14 protein-coding genes and 1 riboswitch are annotated in these 20401 nt (G+C 39.2%); of the genes, 7 read left to right on the plus strand and 7 right to left on the minus strand.

Annotated features, from left to right (window positions below; translation table 11 throughout):
* Position 1 precedes the first annotated feature (1 nt).
* Genes M1E96_RS15215 through M1E96_RS15225 form a run of 3 tightly spaced genes read left to right on the plus strand, consistent with a single transcriptional unit; the run spans position 2 to position 4002 of the window.
* Positions 2-1744, plus strand: a complete 1743-nt coding sequence (locus tag M1E96_RS15215; RefSeq protein ID WP_318706911.1) for an ATP-binding cassette domain-containing protein — start codon at positions 2-4, stop codon at positions 1742-1744.
* Complete coding sequence (locus M1E96_RS15220) at positions 1741-2883, plus strand: ABC transporter permease (RefSeq protein ID WP_070924988.1); 1143 nt, start codon at positions 1741-1743, stop codon at positions 2881-2883. Before M1E96_RS15215 ends, M1E96_RS15220 begins: the two co-directional genes overlap by 4 nt.
* A gap of 12 nt (positions 2884-2895) precedes the next feature.
* Entirely contained in the window at positions 2896-4002 is a 1107-nt protein-coding gene (locus M1E96_RS15225; RefSeq protein ID WP_070924989.1) for an ABC transporter permease, read from the plus strand.
* Positions 4003-4062: 60 nt separating this feature from the next.
* Here the strand turns inward: M1E96_RS15225 and M1E96_RS15230 are convergent, their stop codons facing one another.
* The 5 genes from M1E96_RS15230 to moaA form a co-directional block, all read right to left on the minus strand.
* On the minus strand, positions 4063-4770 hold the full coding sequence (locus M1E96_RS15230; protein WP_070924990.1) for a Bax inhibitor-1/YccA family protein: 708 nt from the start codon (positions 4768-4770) through the stop codon (positions 4063-4065).
* Between the two features lie 141 nt (positions 4771-4911).
* Positions 4912-5364, minus strand: a complete 453-nt coding sequence (gene moaE, locus M1E96_RS15235) for a molybdopterin synthase catalytic subunit MoaE (RefSeq protein ID WP_070924991.1) — start codon at positions 5362-5364, stop codon at positions 4912-4914.
* A gap of 2 nt (positions 5365-5366) precedes the next feature.
* Complete coding sequence (gene moaD, locus M1E96_RS15240; protein ID WP_070924992.1) at positions 5367-5612, minus strand: molybdopterin synthase sulfur carrier subunit; 246 nt, start codon at positions 5610-5612, stop codon at positions 5367-5369.
* Positions 5609-6088 carry a cyclic pyranopterin monophosphate synthase MoaC gene (gene moaC, locus M1E96_RS15245; protein ID WP_070924993.1) on the minus strand — a complete coding sequence of 160 codons (480 nt, stop codon included), beginning with the start codon at positions 6086-6088 and terminating at the stop codon, positions 5609-5611. The genes moaD and moaC overlap by 4 nt, the downstream gene beginning before the upstream one ends.
* A 26-nt stretch (positions 6089-6114) precedes the next feature.
* Positions 6115-7095: a GTP 3',8-cyclase MoaA gene (gene moaA, locus M1E96_RS15250; RefSeq protein WP_272581061.1), complete on the minus strand. Its 981-nt coding sequence runs from the start codon at positions 7093-7095 to the stop codon at positions 6115-6117.
* Positions 7085-7225, minus strand: a riboswitch (molybdenum cofactor riboswitch). Its footprint overlaps the gene before it by 11 nt.
* Positions 7226-7819: 594 nt before the next feature.
* On the opposite strand from moaA, the gene yvcK reads away from it, so the two are divergent.
* Positions 7820-8728: a uridine diphosphate-N-acetylglucosamine-binding protein YvcK gene (gene yvcK / locus M1E96_RS15255; RefSeq protein WP_070924995.1), complete on the plus strand. Its 909-nt coding sequence runs from the start codon at positions 7820-7822 to the stop codon at positions 8726-8728.
* 81 nt (positions 8729-8809) lie between these two features.
* Here the strand turns inward: yvcK and uvrB are convergent, their stop codons facing one another.
* Positions 8810-10828: an excinuclease ABC subunit UvrB gene (gene uvrB / locus M1E96_RS15260; protein ID WP_272581062.1), complete on the minus strand. Its 2019-nt coding sequence runs from the start codon at positions 10826-10828 to the stop codon at positions 8810-8812.
* Positions 10829-11799: 971 nt separating this feature from the next.
* Here uvrB and M1E96_RS15265 point away from each other — a divergent pair.
* Genes M1E96_RS15265 through M1E96_RS15275 form a run of 3 tightly spaced genes read left to right on the plus strand, consistent with a single transcriptional unit; the run spans position 11800 to position 19261 of the window.
* Positions 11800-13476 carry a ShlB/FhaC/HecB family hemolysin secretion/activation protein gene (locus M1E96_RS15265; protein ID WP_337979537.1) on the plus strand — a complete coding sequence of 559 codons (1677 nt, stop codon included), beginning with the start codon at positions 11800-11802 and terminating at the stop codon, positions 13474-13476.
* 23 nt (positions 13477-13499) lie between these two features.
* Positions 13500-18758 carry a DUF637 domain-containing protein gene (locus M1E96_RS15270; RefSeq protein ID WP_369427197.1) on the plus strand — a complete coding sequence of 1753 codons (5259 nt, stop codon included), beginning with the start codon at positions 13500-13502 and terminating at the stop codon, positions 18756-18758.
* Positions 18755-19261: a contact-dependent growth inhibition system immunity protein gene (locus M1E96_RS15275; protein WP_272581065.1), complete on the plus strand. Its 507-nt coding sequence runs from the start codon at positions 18755-18757 to the stop codon at positions 19259-19261. The genes M1E96_RS15270 and M1E96_RS15275 overlap by 4 nt, the downstream gene beginning before the upstream one ends.
* A gap of 420 nt (positions 19262-19681) precedes the next feature.
* Here the strand turns inward: M1E96_RS15275 and M1E96_RS15280 are convergent, their stop codons facing one another.
* Positions 19682-20311 (minus strand): lytic polysaccharide monooxygenase, encoded by a 630-nt coding sequence (locus tag M1E96_RS15280; RefSeq protein WP_140180638.1) that lies wholly within the window; start codon positions 20309-20311, stop codon positions 19682-19684.
* Positions 20312-20401: the final 90 nt, after the last annotated feature.

The raw sequence follows: 20401 nt of genomic DNA on the forward strand, positions 1-20401 counted from the left end.
CATGGATGCATTTGATTATCGTATTCACCTACAAGGTGTTGAAAAAACATTTAGCGGCTTAGACACCCCTGCCGTCGAAAGCTTAACCACAGAGATCTGCGGTGGCTCTGTGACAGGCCTAGTTGGACCCGATGGCGCCGGTAAAACCACGTTAATGCGTATGTTGGCAGGTCTATTAAAACCAAATTCGGGCACAATCAGTTTAATGGGGTTAGACCCGATCAAAGACAGTGTTCAGGTGCATGCTAATTTAGGCTATATGCCGCAAAAGTTTGGTTTATATGAAGATTTGACCGTTCAAGAAAACCTCGACCTGTATGCTGATTTGCGCGGCGTTGTGGGTGAAGACAGAAAAAAAACCTACCAACAACTGCTCACATTTACCGATCTAACACATTTCACACAGCGGTTGGCGGGTAAATTATCAGGTGGTATGAAACAAAAATTAGGGTTGGCCTGTACCCTGCTTGGAAAACCCAAAGTCTTACTTTTAGATGAACCCGGAGTGGGTGTTGACCCTATTGCGCGTCGTGAATTGTGGCAAATGGTGCATACTTTGGCTGATGAAGGCATGCTGATCCTTTGGAGTACTTCTTATCTGGATGAAGCTCAGCAATGCAAAGAGGTATTATTACTCAATCAAGGAAAACTTCTCTACTCAGGACAGCCACAAGATCTCACAAAAAAAATGGTAGGACGCTCATTTTTATTGGAAGTTCCTGCTGCCCATAAACGCACTACACTACAAAATGCCTTGGTACTACCTGAAACAACAGACGGTGTCATACAGGGCCGCTATGTACGGCTTATTTTAAAGCCTAATGCATCCCAAGATTCACTATTACGTGGCTTAAATATGCCAGATGGAAAACTGATAGAGGCAGAGCCTCGTTTTGAAGATGCTTTCATCGACCTACTCGGTGGAGGGCCTTCGCATCGCTCTGAGCTCGCGGCCATTATGCCGCAGATCCCCGCCAATCCCAGCGAAACAGTTATTGAAGCACGTAACCTAACCAAAAAATTTGGGGATTTTGCAGCAACCGATACCGTCAATTTCCAAGTAAAACGCGGTGAAATTTTTGGTTTACTTGGGCCAAATGGCGCGGGTAAATCCACCACCTTTAAAATGATGTGTGGTTTAATGAAACCTACAGAAGGACAAGCCTTAGTACTAGGAATGGATTTAAAAACCAGCTCAGACAAGGCTCGACAACACCTTGGTTATATGGCGCAAAAGTTTTCGCTATATAGTAATTTGAAAGTTGGGCAAAATCTCAAGTTCTTCTCCGGCGTCTATGGTCTTCACGGTAAACATCAAAACCAAAAAATTGCTGAAATGGTGGAAGCCTTTAATTTTACGCCAATCATTCATCAAGAAACGGAATCGCTGCCACTGGGTTTCAAACAGCGTCTTGCTCTCGCCTGCTCATTGATGCACGAACCTGATATTTTATTTCTAGATGAACCCACATCCGGCGTTGATCCCTTAACTCGTCGTGAGTTTTGGTTGCATATAAATGGAATGGTGGATAGAGGGGTAACCGTTATGGTCACCACCCATTTTATGGATGAAGCCGAGTATTGCGATAGGATCGGGCTGGTGTATCACGGTAAGATCATTGCTGCTGGCACACCGGATGATCTCAAACAGCAAATCGCGACTGAACATAACCCTAACCCATCAATGGAAGATGCTTTCATCGAGTTGATCCTTAACTACGATAAGCAGCAGGAGGAACAATGAGCACCTCTACCGCATCTCACTTTTCTTGGCGTAGGTTGAAAGCCCTGTGTATTAAAGAGAGTAAACAAATTGTACGTGATCCAAGTAGTGCCCTCATTGCGGTAGTGATCCCATTAATGCTGTTATTTATTTTTGGTTACGGGATCAATCTAGACTCCAGTCAATTGCGCGTTGGCATACTTATGGATCAACAAAGCCATGAGGCCAGAGAGCTAGTTGATACTTTTACAGGCTCTCCATTTATTGATGCAACCGTTAGTGATAACCGTCAAGAATTGATTGATAAAATGCAGGCTGGTGAGCTGCGAGGTATTGTCGTCATCCCTGTTAATTTTTCAGAACAACTGTTGCGCCCCGAAGGTCATGCCGCTATACAAGTGATCACTGATGGCAGCGAACCAAATACCGCTAATTTCGTACAGGCCTATACCAAAGGTGTTTGGCATACTTGGCTGATACAACAAGGGGAAAATAAAGGTTATCCAACCGCTCCTTTAATTGAATTGAACATGCGCTATTGGTTCAATGAGGCTGCAATTAGTCAGCATTTTATTATTCCAGGTGCAATAAGTATCATTATGACGGTTGTTGGTGCCATTTTGACATCGCTGGTGGTTGCCCGCGAATGGGAGCGTGGCACAATGGAAGCGCTACTCTCTACACAAATTACCAGAACTGAATTATTACTATCTAAACTACTGCCCTATCAAATACTGGGGACTTTTGTGATGATCTTATGTATGGCGGTTACCACTGGTGTGCTAGGTGTGCCTTACAGAGGTTCACTATTAGTACTTTTTTTGATCACCAGCCTCTATTTAGCAACCGCTCTTGGAATGGGATTATTAATTTCAACTATTACACGTAACCAATTTAATGCGGCGATGGTGGCACTGAATGCGGCATTCTTACCTGCTATCATGCTTTCAGGATTTATTTTTGAAATATCTAGCATGCCCATTTTTATTCAAATAGTGACTTATTTTATTCCAGCACGCTATTTTGTTAGCAGCTTGCAAACGCTCTTTCTAGCTGGTGATATCTATGTTGTTCTACTGACCGACCTATTGTTACTCATTGCATCAGCCATACTGTTTATTGGTTTAACGGCATGGAAAACCCGTCGTCGGCTCGATTGATAAGGACTCGATATGTTTTATCGCTTATACACCTTGATCATGAAAGAGTTGCAGTCCTTACTGCAAGAGAAGCAAACGCGGATCATTTTAATCATGCCTGTTATTTTCCAAATGATCTTATTTCCTCTAGCAGCAACACTTGAAGTGACAAATACCACTATCGCGATTTTTGATCAAGATGGCGGGCAGCACTCGATTGAATTAACGCAACGACTTGCTAAAGCAGAAGCCTTCTCTACCGTCTTATTGCTTAACAATGAACATGAAATTCGTGAGACGCTGGATAACCGAAAAAGCTTACTGGTGGTAAGATTTGGACAAAATTTTAGCGCCAATATTGATAGTCAGCACACCGCTAACATGATGTTGCTATTGGATGGACGTAATTCTAATAGTGCGCAAATTGCAGCTAATTATATTGAGCAGATCGTTTTACAATATCAAAGCGAGCTTACCGCAGGTAAACCATTGGCAAATAATAGTGAATTGGTGGTACGCAATTGGTACAACCCAAACCTCGATTATAAATGGTTTATCGTGCCATCACTGGTCGCGTTGATTACTACTATTGGTGTGTTGATTGTAACCTCTCTTTCCATTGCTCGTGAGGCTGAGCAAGGCACTTTAGACCAACTACTGGTATCACCATTAACCACTTGGCAAATTTTTATTGGTAAAGCGGTTCCTGCCTTGATCATTGCAACAGCTCAAGCAACCTTAGTGCTTGTGATAGGTATCTTCTGTTATCAAATTCCTTTTGCGGGCTCCTTGTTACTATTTTATGCCACTATGCTTTTTTATGGCTTATCACTGGTTGGATTTGGTTTATTAATTTCAGCCTTGTGCTCTACTCAGCAACAAGCTTTTATTGGTGTATTTGTCTTTATGATGCCAGCCGTTTTATTATCTGGTTATATTTCACCCGTTGAAAATATGCCGGTTTGGTTGCAAGACATAACATGGATAAACCCTATCCGCCACTTTACTGAAATAACTAAACAGATTTACTTGAAAGATGCTCATTTTGATGTTGTGTGGCATAGTTTATGGCCACTGTTAGTCATCGCCATCATAACGAGTTCATTTGCTTATTATCTATTTCGCAAAAAAACCGCATAAAAAAACCCTTGCTAATTACTAGCAAGGGTCTGTATTCGTTTTACTGATATTGGCTATTTATTAGCGACGATCGCCAAAAATACGCAGCAACATCAGGAACAGGTTGATAAAGTCCAGATATAAGGTTAATGCACCTAAAATAGACGTTTTACGCATAGTTTCTTTATCATTTTCATCAACATTAGCACCTATTTCTTTTAGTTTCTGAGTGTCGTATGCAGTTAGACCTGCAAAAATCAGAACGCCTGCATAAGTGATCACCCAATATAGTGCGGAGCTTTTCATGAAAATATTGACAATAGAGGCGATAATTAAGCCAATAAGTGCCATAAACAAGAAGTTACCCATACCACTTAAGCTACGTTTTGTGGTGTAACCGTAAACACTTAGAGCACCAAACATTGCCGCGGTAATAAAAAATGTACTTGCTACCGACACCATTGTATAAGCTGCTAAAACCACAGAAATGGTTAGCCCAGTCAGTACTGAATAGAGCATAAACATTCCTGTTGCCATCATGCCACTCATTTTTGGCAGCAAAAATGACAACCCCATAACCAGTCCAAGCTCAACAATAATTAAGCCAAAGAATAAAATGTTATTAGTTGCTATGGTATAAAATAAGCTACTTTCCAGCGAATACCACGCAACAAAAGCAGTCAGCAACAGACCAACGGTCATCCAACCATAAACCTGCGACATAAATGTCTGAATGCCGGCACTGCTGCGCTGAACAAGAGAATCATTACGTTGATCGAATCGATCCATGATGGTTACCCTTCATACATTAATAGGAAACGACCACAGCAATGTAAATGTGCCGTAGCCAGACAATATCCTATAAAGTTTATCACAATTTATTGACATTAACATGCAACAAAATCAAAACTAAATGGAGAATTCAGAGGATTACCAACGCTCTGCGGAAGCCTCATCACTGTCTTTTGCTTCAACCCAACGTTCATTATCAGGTAGCGTTTCTTTCTTCCAAAAAGGAGCTTTAGTCTTTAAATAATCCATTATGAATTCAGCTGCTTGAAACGCAGCGCCGCGGTGAGCACTGGTTACCCCAACAAAAACAATTTCTTCGCCGGGTTGCAAGGTACCGATTCTATGGATCACACTGACTCGCTGTAATGCCCAGCGTTGACGCGCTTCTGTCACAATATTAGATAACGCTTTTTCAGTCATTCCTGGATAATGTTCAAGAGTTAATGCGGCAACATTATCCCCCAAATTGTGATTTCTCACTTTACCTGTAAATGTCACTACCGCGCCGTCACTATCACATTGTGCTAACCAATGGTATTGCTCACCTACACTAAAATTTTCTGTTTGAACCGCAATATGGGTATTTTCCATCACTAGCCTCCTGTAACAGGAGGGAAAAAAGCCACTTCATCACCATCAGATAATGGATGATCCGTAGCGACGAAAGATTGGTTCACTGCGGCTAATAACTTGCCATCCTCTAAGGCCAGTGCCCAACGCTCCCCTTTAGCAGCCAGAGCTTGACGTAATGTTTCCACTGTTGGATAGTGCTCTGAGACGTCTAAACGATCGGTTCCCACCAACTCACGCACTTGCGCAAAAAACAGAACTGTGATCATGCATCCACCTTAAAATGACCTGATTTACCGCCCGTCTTTTCAAGTAAACGAACCGGTCCAATCACCATATCTTTTTGAACCGCTTTACACATATCATAAATTGTCAGTGCGGCCACGGATGCGGCAGTCAACGCTTCCATTTCCACACCTGTTTTACCGGTTAAACGGCAGCAAGATTCAATACGTACCTGATTTTGTTCTGGCAGTGCTTGTAAGGTTACTTCGACCTTTGTCAGCAATAATGGATGGCAAAGCGGGATCAGCTCCCATGTTTTTTTCGCCGCTTGGATCCCCGCGATACGGGCAGTTGCAAACACATCACCTTTATGATGGCTCCCTTCAACGATCATCGCTAAGGTTTCTTGGTTCATGGTGATAAAGGCTTCAGCTCTTGCTTCGCGGACGGTTTCTGCTTTTGCAGACACATCCACCATATGCGCTTCACCCGACGCATTGATGTGAGTCAGCTGTGACATAGTTTCTCCTGAAAACTCAAAATCAGTTAGCCGCCGATAACGGATAAATTCGGGGTAATACCGCTGTCACCCATGTGTAAGAAATGGGTTTCACGTTTAAATTTCAATCCACCTTGAATACGCGCTTTTAAGGCTTCGTTTTGGTTATCGTCACCAAGTAAATCGCGTAATGGGATGCCATTTTCACCAAATAGGCATAAATGAAGATTTCCAAGGGAGGAAACGCGTAGGCGGTTGCAGCTTTGGCAAAAATCTTTCTCATAAGGCATGATCAAGCCAATTTCCCCTTGATAGTCAGGGTGACTAAACACTTGTGCGGGACCATCACTGCGAGCGCGAGGCATACTGTACCAGCCTTCTTGAACAAGGCGCTCACGGATGGTTTCACCCGATACATGGTAGCGGTTAAAGAGCTCGCTTCCTTCCCCTGTTTCCATTAACTCGATAAAACGTAATTGAATAGGACGATGTTTAATCCAATTTAAAAAAGATTTAAGCGCAATATCATTAACATTTTTCATCAGCACGGCATTGACTTTAACTTTATCAAATCCTGCTTCAAAGGCGGCATCGATCCCTTTCATGACTTGATAGAACTTGTCTTGACCTGTGATTGCGGCGAATTGACGTGGATCTAAACTATCAACACTCACATTAATCGCACCAAGTCCCGCATCTTTCCATTGCTGTACATCACGTGCCATACGGTAACCATTAGTGGTAACGGCAATTTTATTGATTGATTGGTTTTCGTTTATTGCAGCAATGATATCGGTAAAATCTTTACGCATGGTGGGTTCACCACCGGTAATGCGCACTTTTTCGGTACCTAATTCGGCAAAAGCACGGCTAACACGCTGAATTTCACTCAGCGATAAAAATTCGTGGCGGCCACTCGGTTTATAGCCATTAGGGAGACAATATGTGCAACGAAAGTTGCATACGTCAGTGATAGATAGACGGAGATAGTAAAATTTCCGAGCAAATTGATCGACAAGCTGCTGCATAATGACACCTTTCCAAATACGGGAGATGCGGACATTTCTATCTTGCACCCTGGTGGCTCAAAGGCCACGGCCAGAGGATCATATTCGCCATAACGAACTTAGACACAAAGGCTAGGAGTTATACTTATTTTATGTAGGGATTTTAGCGTAAAAAAAAGGAAAAAGCGAATTTGAATATCGATATATAATATATTATACAACGACTTACCAACAAGTTACCCCTTTGTTAATCCAACATAAATTCAATGTATTCGATATTATACATGTGCCATATATATTAGCTTTGCGATGAATCAATAGAATGAAAATAGTATAGTAAGTTTCGCCAAATAAAATGATGTAACTAATTAAGAACAATCTTAGCGGATATTTACATTAATTTTTGATCACCTTTAAATAGTCAAAAAAAAGAAAACACAGATAATTAATTTATTCTAAGTAATAATTTTCAATTTTATCGCTAATTATGACGATGAATACTCCAAATAATGTGAGTTGTAAGTGGATAACACGTGAAGATAGATAAGGGGTATGGCGTGGTCAACACCTCGGCAGCTTGAAGTATGACGAGTATATACGTTTAATGAAATATTTTATGATAGATTAGCGCGACTTTATCGTTAACGTGGTTAATAGCACGAATTTTCGCTTAGATTAGACCGAATAATGTAATAACACGGTATAATGACCGTGGCTTTGGAAAAATAACGAATATAGGAACACTATGCCAAATAGCAGTCTGACGGATTTTAGGCATGTTGTCGCTCTTGGGGGCGGACATGGGCTTGGTCGTGTAATGTCTTCTCTCTCCTCTTTAGGTTCTCGATTAACAGGTATTGTAACCACTACAGATAATGGCGGCTCAACGGGTCGTATCCGCCGTGCAGAGGGGGGAATTGCGTGGGGAGATATGCGCAATTGTCTAAATCAATTGATAACAGAACCGTCTATCGCCTCAGCAATGTTTGAATACCGTTTTAGTGGTAATGGTGAGCTCTCAGGCCACAACTTAGGTAACCTAATGTTAAAATCATTAGATCACCTAAGTGTACGACCTCTTGAAGCCATTAATTTGATCCGCAATATGCTAAAAGTGGAAGCAAAACTGATCCCAATGTCAGAATCTCCTGTTGATTTAATGGCTATTGATGATATGGGTAATGAAGTCTATGGCGAAGTGAATGTCGATGCTCTCGTTGAATTACCTCAAGAACTGCGTTTATACCCTAGAGTCAAAGCCACCGCAGAAGCGATTGAGGCAATCCATCAATCTGATTTAATTTTAATTGGTCCTGGAAGCTTCTTTACTAGTCTGATGCCATTACTGTTACTTGATGAGATCACCAATGCATTACGTGAATGTAAAGCCCCAATGATTTATATCGGCAACCTTGGTAAAGAACTCAGTACATCAGCCGCCAGCCTAACCTTAAAAGAAAAATTGGTAATGATGGAACAACATATTGGCTGCAAAAAAATTAATGCGGTGATCGTGGGTCCAAGAACGAATATTGAACCTATTCGCCATGATCGCTTAGTAACTCAACGAGTACTTGAAGCCGATGATATTCCTTATCGCCATGATCGTAAATTACTTTTGCAGGCTATAGAAGAAACTGTACGCTTGTTTTAACTCATCAGTAAAAAGGCTAATTGCTACAAGCCGCCCAATTAGCCTCTAACATCGTTATAACTTTACGGCAAAACAGGTTGATCATGAATTTGCAATAAAGCGTTCTCTTAGTTCCTGCAACTGATCCCTAACATTCGCTGCGGCCTCAAACTCCAAATCTTGTGCATGTTGATACATTTGTGCTTCAAGTTGTGAAATGCGTTGCTCCAGCTCTTTGGTGGATAGTAATTGAATATCATCACGTTTATCTGTTTTGACACTTTCTTTACCACGGCCTTTGGATTTGCCACCTACTTTATGGCCAATCTGTAAGATATCCCCAATTTTCTTATTCAAACCTTGTGGAACAATGCCATGTTCCTCATTAAAGGCCATTTGCTTTGCACGGCGACGCTCTGTTTCTTTAATCGCTTTATCCATTGAATTCGTGATTTTGTCTCCATACAAAATCGCTTTACCATTCAAGTTACGTGCAGCACGACCGATTGTCTGGATGAGTGAACGTTCTGAGCGCAAGAAACCTTCTTTATCAGCGTCCAAAATCGCTACCAGTGATACTTCTGGCATATCAAGCCCTTCTCTGAGTAGGTTGATACCCACCAACACATCAAACTCTCCCAAGCGCAAATCACGAATGATTTCGACCCTCTCAACCGTATCAATATCAGAATGGAGATAACGCACACGCTCACCATGCTCTTCAAGGTATTCCGTTAAATCTTCTGCCATGCGTTTTGTCAGTGTTGTGACCAATACCCGTTCATTTTTTTGCGCTCGAATACGGATTTCTGACAGCAAGTCATCAACTTGAGTCGTAACAGGGCGAACCTCAATAACCGGATCTAATAGACCTGTCGGCCTTACCACTTGCTCTATAACTTCAGAACCTGATTTCTCAATTTCATAGTTACCCGGCGTTGCTGATACATAAATCGTTTGTGGCGCAAGGGCTTCAAACTCTTCAAAACGCATTGGGCGGTTATCCAGAGCAGAAGGCAGGCGGAACCCATACTCAACTAGAGTTTCTTTACGTGAGCGGTCGCCTTTATACATAGCACCAATTTGTGGGATGGTAACGTGAGATTCATCCACAACTAATAAACCATCAGCAGGTAGGTAATCAAATAATGTTGGTGGCGGCTCGCCCGGTGCACGGCCAGATAGATAACGTGAATAGTTTTCAATACCAGAGCAATAACCTAACTCATTCATCATTTCCAGATCGAACTGAGTCCGTTGCGTTATCCGCTGTTCTTCAAGTAGCTTATGATTCTCTAGCAACACTTTGCGCCTATCAGCCAGCTCAATTTTGATCTGCTCCATCGCCTCAAGGATCCGCTCTCTTGGTGTCACATAGTGTGTTTTCGGGTAAACCGTAAAGCGTGGTACACGATGCTGAATTTGCCCTGTTAGCGGATCAAACAGCGACAGGCGCTCCACTTCTTCATCAAATAACTCGACACGAAGTGCATATTCATCAGACTCTGCGGGGAAAATATCAATCACTTCACCACGGACACGAAAAGTACCACGCGTGAACGCTTGGTCATTACGCGTGTATTGTAAATCAGCTAAACGGCGTAAAATGGAGCGCTGATCGATAATCATCCCATCAGTTAAGTGCAGCATCATTTTTAAATAGCTGTCAGGATCACCAAGACCATAAATAGCAGAAACTGAAGCGACCACAATCACGTCACGGCGTTCCAGTAAGGCTTTTGTTGCTGACAAACGCATCTGCTCGATATGTTCGTTGACAGACGCATCTTTTTCGATAAAGGTATCAGAACTAGGCACGTATGCTTCAGGCTGATAATAATCATAGTAGGAAACAAAATACTCCACTGCATTATCAGGGAAAAAAGCCTTCATTTCACTATACAGCTGCGCAGCCAACGTTTTGTTATGTGCCATTAACATCGTTGGTCGATTTTCTTTAGCAATTACATTAGCAATAGTAAAGGTTTTACCTGAACCCGTTACACCAAGTAAGGTTTGATGTGCGAGGCCATCTTCCAACCCTTCAGAAAGCCGACGAATAGCTTCGGGTTGATCCCCTCCGGGTTGGAAATCAGAATACAACTTGAATTCTTTACTCATCAATAATGCCTCTTAGCCGATTACCCTTCCTATAATACTGGATAAAAAACCAGCTTCAAGCCCCTATTTTAAATATTCTCTCCTAATATATTTATCTCACGACAAAGTAAGGTTATCCCCAAAATTTTACTTGACCTGAATTGATTTATATATTTTATGCTGAGGCCATTTTTGATCCTATCTCAAATCTCGATTTCTGTATTGCTTTTATATAACTAATTGTATTTTATGATTATTATTTATAAGCCTGAAATCACAGCAAATAAAGGCGAAGCCGCTTGTCACCTTGGATACGGTTACTTTTTTAGATCTAATTCACAAGGTTATCCACAGAAATAGTGGATAACTCTGCAATCCCTTTAGCCTAGAGCGTTCCCGCTCCATTACAAAAGTGACAATTAGCGACTATATGACATAAAAATGATGTTTTAATGAAAATATTTTTACGTAGCATTTATGCCAAAAACAATATTTACTCTGTTTTAATCGATCCGAGTTGACAAGAATGACGGGATAACGATCCAAAATTGCCTTTTACACAGAATAAACAGGAACATAACAAATTAGTCAGTAAGATCCACTAGATAGACATACTAACCCGACCTGATTAGCTAAACATAGCCTTTAAAGTGTCTAGCCACATAGTTTATCTGTACTCCCCGACTATCTTCGCTTGTCCCTACCTGTAACTCGAATTATTTTGAGTATATGTTCAATGATACTTTTTGTTACTTAACAAGTTCTCAAGCTATAACAGAAAAAATCTAATTATGAGATTTATCCAAACTAACAATTAAATAAAAACACAATAAATAAAATTACATGTAATTATAAGATAAATTACAGACATTTTAATGTTGATATAACCATAGTTAAAGACATAACATAAAAATAAAAAACAGTTAGACAGCAAACCTTCAATATAAGAATAACACCCTCATTTGATTTCTTATTAATTAACGAGCCTAAAAATGCACCAACAAAAAGTTATATTTTTAATAATATTGCTGACATTATCATTTAGCCAATATAGTCATAGTCACGCAATAAATGAACCGAAACCTATCAGTCGTGATAGTGTACAGTTTGAGCAAAAACAACGTTTAGAATCCGAATTCAATCAGCGTCATCAACTTAAAAATCAGCAAAACTTAAATCTTGATAATAAAATTGTTAATGAAAAAACTAATGATGTTTGTTTTTATATTGAAAACACAAATATATTAGGAGCCACATTATTATCCCCCTCAATAAAATCAAAACTAACTTCTTCCTATCAGTCCCGCTGCTTATCTTTAAGTAAAATAAAAAGCTTAGCTAACACTATTACTAATTATTATATTAAACAGGGTTATGTCACTTCTCAAGCCTTTATTCCAGAACAAGATCTCACTAAACAAAAACTCATCATAACTGTCATTGAAGGAAAGATAAGATCCATCGATATAGAAAACTCGCCTCCCCGCTTAGCCAAAATGATTTTTCCAAATTATGTGGGTGCAATATTAAATTTACGGGATATAGAGCAAGGACTTGAACAATTAAATCGTTCTTCATCAGCAAAATATACTATTGATATTCAACCAAGCCATAAAAATGGATATTCACGAATATTTGTTTATAAGAAATCAGCAAAAGTCCCTTTAAGTGGGCAATTAAACATCGATAATTCAGGTATCAGAGCAACAGGAAAACAATTAATCACAGGAAGCATAATTGTAGACTCATTGCTTGGGCTTGGCGAACAATGGGCATTTTCAATTAATACAGATCGTGATATCACCCACTCTCATTACAGTCGTTACTATGCCGCAAGCCTTTATGTCCCTTATGGCTATTGGTCTTATCATTACCAACTATATCAAAATAAAACACGACAACCATTTTACATCGCCAATACGTCTTACCCTTATGAAGGAAAAAATACTAACCAACAATTAGATATTAGCCGCTTAGTCTATAGAGATAGCAAACAAAGGCTCACCCTTCAAGGTTCACTTAAACATAAAAACGTCAATACGCAATTAGCACAACAAACATTAGAAATCAGTAGTCCTACGCTTTCATCTATTAATTTAAGCCCTCAATACAGCACAATACTTGGCAATGGTTATTTTACATTTAATCCTATTTTTGAGTGGGGAATATCAATTTTGGGTGCTTCACCAGATACTATCGCAAAGGATTCCCCTCGTAGCCATTATCGAAAAGCCAGTTTAAGTTCAAGTTATCAAATATATTTAAATCAAAATATCTTCTATTTGACCTCATTTTATGGCCAATACACCACAGATAACCTCTATAGTGCCGAGCGGATAAATATTGGTGGTCAATATTCTGTTCGAGGCTATCAAGAGCAATCGCTCAGTGGTAATTGCGGATTTTATTGGCGTAATGAACTCAATAGCAAAATTGCAAATACTTCTATAGGTCAATGGCATCTTCTTGCCGCACTAGATTATGGCTTGATTGCTTCTGATGCATATCAAATTGAACCTAACGCGTTAATCGGTGGGGCTACTGGCGTTTCTTTCATTGGCGATTCACATTTTGCTTCACGATTTTTAATCAGCAAACCACTGTCGTATCCCTCATTTCTTAAGCCTGATAACTGGGCCATGTATTGGTCTATTTCGTTTGCTATTTAACATCTTATTTTATAGGAGTCTTCATGCCTAAAAAAAATATCTCTCGGTCACAACGATGGTTAGGCTATAGTATTATCTATCTCACCGCTATATATCCTCTTCATCCTGCTTGGGGTACTGCTTTGTCATTAGCAGATAATAATACCCAAGTTAGGCAACAAAATAATATTCCGATTATTGATATTGCAACACCAAATAATATTGGTATTTCTCATAATAAATTCCAAACATTCAACGTCAATCAACAAGGTGCTGTTCTTAATAACACTATCAATAATGTTAACTCTCAATTAGCTGGACAGATAACAAAAAATACTAATTTAAATGGCAAAGCTGCTGATCTCATTATCAATGAAGTCACTGGAAATGCACATTCCCAATTGCAAGGAAAGCTTGAAGTGGTTGGGAAACAAGCCAATGTTTTAATAGCCAATCCTAATGGAATTACATGTAATGGTTGCAGTTTTACCAATACCCCAGCCATTACATTAACCACAGGTAACCCTATCATTAATAGCGATGGCGGTCTCTTTGCTATTGAAGTAAAAAAAGGTAGCGTGATTATTGACCCCCAAGGCATGAATGCAGAGGCACAAGACTACGCAGATATTATGAGCCGAGCGACAGAACTCAATGGCCAAATAAAAGCAAAAAATCTCACTTTAATGCAAGGTGCTAACCGAATCGATTTTCAAAATGGTTCGATTACCCCTTTAACAAGTGAAGGTGCTAAACCTAATATATCTATAGATACCAGAGCGCTTGGTGGTATGTATGCAAACCAAGTGCGCCTAGTGAGTACTGAAGCTGGAGTTGGTGTAAACCTTAGCCATATCCAAGCCAATCAAAATAACCTAACCATGACGGTTGATGGAAAAATTACGATTGCAGGTGATCTTCAATCTCAAAATGAAATAAACGTTAGTGCTAAAAACTTACATATTAATACAAACACAAAACTCAACGCACAAAAAGATATAACCCTAGCGACAAATACCTTAACTAATCATGGCCAAATTATTTCAGGCAAAGATGTGCGAGTCTTTGCTGATACGATGAGCAATACAGGCAAAGATACTCTTATTCAAGCGCAAAATAATTTGTGGGTGCAAAAAAATGCCAGTGGTGATTTAGCTACCTTAATTGAAAATAAATCTGGGACGATAAAGACCAATGCGGGGGATTTGGTAGTTCGGACAAAAAAACTGGCAAATACGGCGAATACATCCACCATAAAAATTTCCAACATCAATGCAACAACTAACGATAGTGAAGATTTTGTCTCTTCTCACTTTGGAAAAAGGCAAGGTGTTGTATCGATTATTTCACTCTATCCTCGATTAGAGAGTTTCCCTTATAAAAAATGGTTCGGGAAAATCGATTTAATCAACAGTGACAGCATTAATGTTGAGCGAAAACAATATATAAACCAAGGGAGTATTGGCGTTATAGCATCAGGGAAAAACGCCTATATTAATGCAAATGATTTAGTGAATGATTTTGGAAAAATTACCGTAAAAAATAATGTGATATTGACGGGGCAAAATGCATCTATTTCCGCGTTTAACTCAGGTAAATTAGACCTTTGGTATAAATATGATACCTCTTATAAAGATTTAGGGAAGTTTGCAGATGAAAATGATGATAATGGAACTTACGATATATTTTATGTGAGTGAACCCTTAGACTTCAAATTAATAGATAAATTCTATTCTTGGGCTCCTGACGCCTTAAATTATCAATCCATATCTGCCGGAAACAATATTGTTCTTGATTTTAAAAATACAATTAACATTGAGAGCAAACTACCTAACGCCGAAAAGCCAATAACCAAAATAACACAAATAGGAACGGCTCTAGCAGCGATTACAGCCAAAAATATGGTATTCAATGCTAATAATGTCAATATTTCAACCCATTTACAATCAACCAATGACCTTTCTATCATTGCAAATCAAAATATCAATATTGATAATGCAAACCTAAATTCAGCTAATTCACAAAGCCTAATCGCTCATAATAATATTAATCTTAACCAAACCAATTTAGCCGCAAGAGATAGCACTATTATCGCTAAAAATGGTGATATTCAGTATGCATTAAATCCAATATCCGCATTTAACGATAATCAATTGGTTCTCCCATCCATCAATGCCTCGAATAGTCTTATGTTTCAAGCAGGGAAAAATATTACCTTTGATAATACTCAAATAAATAAAAGTAATAAATTTAACCTAATCGCCAATGAAAATATCATTATTAATCGCAATGAATTGGATCTTATCAATTTAGACCCAGTAAATATCACGACAGTGACAACGGAGTTAATGCCTAAAATAGGTCTATGGGAAAGCGATCATGGCATGCTGTTTACTGCTGGAAAAAATATTGAAGCACAGGGAATAACCTTCACAAGTGGTCGTTCTCTCACCTTCAATGCAGGTCAAGATATTCAATTGGCATCAAAAGCCATCGATAATGTTCATCATTTATTCAAAACCAATCGCTATCCAGAACTTCGTTCTAAACTAATTGCTAATGGTGATATCACACTCAATGCTGCGCGTGATATCGATTTAAAATCGGCATTATTACAATCTACAGCTCGTATCACGTCATTATCAGGTCGTGATATGAAACTCACGACAACACCTTATTCCGCCCTCGCAACACCAAATGAAGATTGGCAAGATGTTCAGCACCTTACCACGTCAATAACTGGAAATAACGGTGTCACACTTGCCTCTAATGGCGCAATTACGTCACAAGGCAGCTCGATTCAATCATCAAATGACATACTTATTTCTAGTGGTGGAAATACCCGCCTTGAGTCAGTACAGACTCATTACCGTAAACAAGAAGGAAAGCGTTTAGAAGATTTATATGGCCAAATAGGCACCACAATTAGCAGTGGCAAAAACCTTTCCATCGTTTCTGAAGGCAGCATTTTATTTCAAGCTTCCCGTTTAGTGGCCAATGGGCTTCTCGATATCGCAGCAAACGGTGGCTATCTCTATGCACAAGCCATGGAAGAAACCAGCCATTACGAAGAACGACACAAAAAATGCAACCGCTGGACGCTTTGCATCACTAGACGAGAAGTGACAAACACTCATCATGAAACCACCAATAAAGTCACTGAATTTACTGCCGGTGGCAATATTAATCTATTAGCAAAAGATGATGTCACCTTAGAAGCGTCAAAAATTAGTACGCAAAATAATGCTCAAATCACCAGTCAAACAGGCAGTGTTAATTTTAAAACCGTCAAAAACTCAACCTTTGCACAAGAAATTTCTAAGTCGAATGGCTTTTATATTACTCAGCGTAATAAAGGCTATACCGCAGATAAATGGGTACTACCTGCATTACATATTGGTGGTCAGCTAACAGTCGAAGCCACAGAAGGTATAACCGCAGATATTAAAGCCCAAAACGCACTGAGTCTGCAAAATGCGTTAAATGCATTAGGAAAAACTGAAGGAACAAAATGGCTTGTAGGACTAAAAGATCGCACAGATGTGCAATGGAATTTAGTTCAAGATGCCTATGACAGTTGGGATTATCAAAGCCAGCATTTAAACCCTGTTGCGTCTGCTTTGATCATGATCTCGGTAGCTGCAATGACGTCCGGTACAGCAACACAGTTTTCTGCTTGGGCAGCATCAGGGAGTACGGGAACAACAGGAGCCATGATATCTGGTGCCGCATATTCAGGAATGACAGCACTAAGCACGCAAGCCGCTGTTGCACTCGCTGAAAATAAAGGCAACTTATCAAAAACACTAAAAACGTTAGGACAAAGCGACACCGTTAAATCCATTATTGCCCAGATGGTAGTCTCCGGCGCCCTCAATGGCTTAGATGTCAAAATGGGTTTTACCGACGGCGCAGCTAGCAATAGCAGTTTACCGTTATTAAGTAATGGTGACTGGGGTAAGGTTGCACAACGTGTTGCCGCTCAATCAACGATCAGCTCGACAATCAATACCGCTATCCAAGGTGGAAATTTTAGCGATAACTTTAAAAATGCACTGTTAAGTAATATCGGCAATCAAATTCATGCCGAAGGAGCCAAACTGATTGGCGATAATGGCGAAATTTTAGGCCATACAGGGAAAGTATTAAGTCACTCGGTTGTTTCTGGTATTAGTGCTGAAGTTGCCGGTGGAAACGTGAAAGGCGCGGTAGTTGGCAGCTTAGCAGCGCAATTAGCAGGCATAACTTTAGATAATAATCTAATTAATGAAAAGGAGTGGAAACAAACTACTGAAAGACATGCTCAATTATCTCGCGTTTTAGGCGGATTTGCTGGTGCTATTTTCACTGGAGATGCAGGTGGTGCCTATAGTGGCGCTAATGCGGCTGAAAATACATTTCGCTTCAATCATTTGCTTCATGAATTAGCGATGGACTTTGACAGTGAGATGCAAAGATGTGGTGATAACCTAACCTGCCAAAATACTATCATCAATAAATATGCCGCATTCAGTAATCAAAACACGAGTAACTTAGAGAGTGAAATAGCTGACCGTCCATTAGTCGCCCAAGGCGTAACAAGACAACAAATTGAAAATGCCTTTGCTTTAGCCGATCGCCCTTATTGGGCAAGCTATCTCGGCGCAGATGTCATGCGCAATGATCTCGCAAAACACTATCTTCAATATTGGAACGCTCAAGATTTAGCTCTGATCGATATACAATCCCCAACTTGGGTGAAATTTGCTTCCTTTATTGCTGAGCCAGACAATCAAGCCTTGCTGGTCAGTGGTGGATTATTAGCGAGAGATCTGAGCAATTTTGCTATCAACTACTTTAGCCGAAATTCAGCCATAAAAACCATTTCAGCCTCTGAAATTGGTATGAAATGGGTAGGACAAGGTGGTTCAATAAATCAACAGGGGATTGCTTGGGAAGATGCCATTGCGGCAACCCTCCCTCAACGAGCTAGATTACCCAAAAAATTTAAAACATTCGATTTTTTCTATCACGAAGAGAAATTGGCGATAAGCGCCAAAAGTATGGATACACAAACATTAAGTAAACTGTCTCAACCAAAGCAAATTTATAGTACGCTTAAAAGAAATATTGATAGTGCGGCAAAATTTGATCAATATTCAATTTCAGGCTTTAATCTAAAATCAGGCATGATAGCAAAAAGAGAGATATGGCTAGCTATTCCAAAATCTACTACTCGAACTCAATGGATAGAAATCAATCGAGCTGTAGCCTATGGGAAAAATATGGGCATTGAAGTAAAAACAACACAGGTAAAACAATGAATTTCATTCAAAATCAAGCATATTGTGCTGGTATCGTTATGACAGATAAATTTATTTGCATAAATACCGAATCTGGATATGGACTAGTGACTATTGACCCTGACTTTCCTTCTATTATATTGCCATTGGACAGTACGGAGCAGGTTCTTGGTGAAAAATTGCTGTGTGCTCTTAAGCGAAGTAATACTCAAATAAACGATGAAGATTATAATATTCTTTTTAACCCAGAAAATATGAAAGAAAAATGGAATAGATGGCTAAATCAACTAAAACTGGATTATCAATATCGTTCTAAACGTCATTTACTCGCTAATATGCTAAGTTGCTCTGTTTTTCTGTTAAACAATCAACTTAACATCTCTCCTACCAACCATTCAAAATGGGAGGGGTGGGAAGGACTTGGTGAATCAAAACATGTCATTTTATCGCTTGATCATTCAACGGAAGAGATAGGTGCAGGGTTACGATTAGCATTGAGCCGTTGCACAACAAAAGAGTTTTAATTTAATATAAGAGAGTGCTGGTTAGTATTTAGTACACTAGCACTCTCTATATTTTAGAGTAAATAAAATAATATTATTTTTAGTAATCATTAATTAATAACAAGAAATTATATAGTTACTACTTTTCTGGTAATGCTTTATTTTAATATAGCTTTGAAATTAGCCCATTACCACTAGGAATTTAACCTAAAAACATTGATTATAAACAATTCACTTTCACTTTCAGGCTATTTTTAACATAAAACCCCCAGATAATTAGTCAATTAACTATTGGGGGTTACTTCAAATTACAATATAAAAAAGGCTATAATATATAATAAGTTATTTTTTAATTATACAGTTTATCATTTAAATACAACTTAATCATTAAACGATTATGTATCCATTGACATATTTATTTTATATATATCACACTAAAGCTTACTTAGTGAGATTTACATCGATAACCTGATAAAAAGCATTTGTAGTATCATATACATCCCATACAGCTAAAATAACATGATAGCCTGTACGATCAGCAGGTATAGTACATTGGAAATCAATCGGAGTTGCCAATGGAGGCGCCGCTCCATTGTCATCACGTTGACAGAATGGTGTTAAATCAAAAGATGCTCTAGTTAAAGGGCTTGACTGATCCCATCCTGTTTTAGTTATAAAGTATCTCCAGTTAGTCGTTTTATGTGCCGCGGTTAAAAACCATGTAAACTTATTTGATCCTGTTTTTAACTCAGTTTTCTTCCAACGATCAGGGGTTTGCTCGTCAAGAGGGGCGAATGCTATATCACCTACACTGGCAATATTTCCATCAACAGGACCTGATGCAGGGAAGTTTTTCAACGCTTCCAAACTTTGTGGATAGTAAGTAGGCCCATCTCCACAATTCAAATTGTCTGGTGTTTTCTGATTTCCACTGTAATCACGAACAAAACACATATATGAACGACTTGGTGGAGTAATAACATAACCATGAGCACTTGACTGGAATGATATGGAGCAAAGTACAGTGCTTAATAAACTAAACAATATTAACGGCAATATTAATTTACTCATAACAACCTCCTGAAAAAGAAATATAAGCTATATTTTATATATCTGAAAGCAGCTGAGCACTATTCATTAATGATATTCAATTGCTTCATT

Origin of the sequence: Providencia sp. PROV236, from assembly GCF_033676985.1 — a bacterium.
GTDB classification, from domain to species: Bacteria; Pseudomonadota; Gammaproteobacteria; order Enterobacterales; family Enterobacteriaceae; genus Providencia; species Providencia manganoxydans.

Coding starts and splice junctions, on each gene's coding strand:
- moaC (WP_070924993.1), bottom strand. CDS start 6,088: ATGTCACAGCTGACTCACATCAATGCGTCGGGTGAAGCGCATATGGTG.
- M1E96_RS15220 (WP_070924988.1), top strand. CDS start 1,741: ATGAGCACCTCTACCGCATCTCACTTTTCTTGGCGTAGGTTGAAAGCC.
- M1E96_RS15280 (WP_140180638.1), bottom strand. CDS start 20,311: ATGAGTAAATTAATATTGCCGTTAATATTGTTTAGTTTATTAAGCACT.
- yvcK (WP_070924995.1), top strand. CDS start 7,820: ATGCCAAATAGCAGTCTGACGGATTTTAGGCATGTTGTCGCTCTTGGG.
- moaE (WP_070924991.1), bottom strand. CDS start 5,364: ATGGAAAATACCCATATTGCGGTTCAAACAGAAAATTTTAGTGTAGGT.
- uvrB (WP_272581062.1), bottom strand. CDS start 10,828: ATGAGTAAAGAATTCAAGTTGTATTCTGATTTCCAACCCGGAGGGGAT.
- moaA (WP_272581061.1), bottom strand. CDS start 7,095: ATGCAGCAGCTTGTCGATCAATTTGCTCGGAAATTTTACTATCTCCGT.
- M1E96_RS15270 (WP_369427197.1), top strand. CDS start 13,500: ATGCCTAAAAAAAATATCTCTCGGTCACAACGATGGTTAGGCTATAGT.
- M1E96_RS15230 (WP_070924990.1), bottom strand. CDS start 4,770: ATGGATCGATTCGATCAACGTAATGATTCTCTTGTTCAGCGCAGCAGT.
- M1E96_RS15215 (WP_318706911.1), top strand. CDS start 2: ATGGATGCATTTGATTATCGTATTCACCTACAAGGTGTTGAAAAAACA.
- M1E96_RS15225 (WP_070924989.1), top strand. CDS start 2,896: ATGTTTTATCGCTTATACACCTTGATCATGAAAGAGTTGCAGTCCTTA.
- moaD (WP_070924992.1), bottom strand. CDS start 5,612: ATGATCACAGTTCTGTTTTTTGCGCAAGTGCGTGAGTTGGTGGGAACC.
- M1E96_RS15275 (WP_272581065.1), top strand. CDS start 18,755: ATGAATTTCATTCAAAATCAAGCATATTGTGCTGGTATCGTTATGACA.
- M1E96_RS15265 (WP_337979537.1), top strand. CDS start 11,800: ATGCACCAACAAAAAGTTATATTTTTAATAATATTGCTGACATTATCA.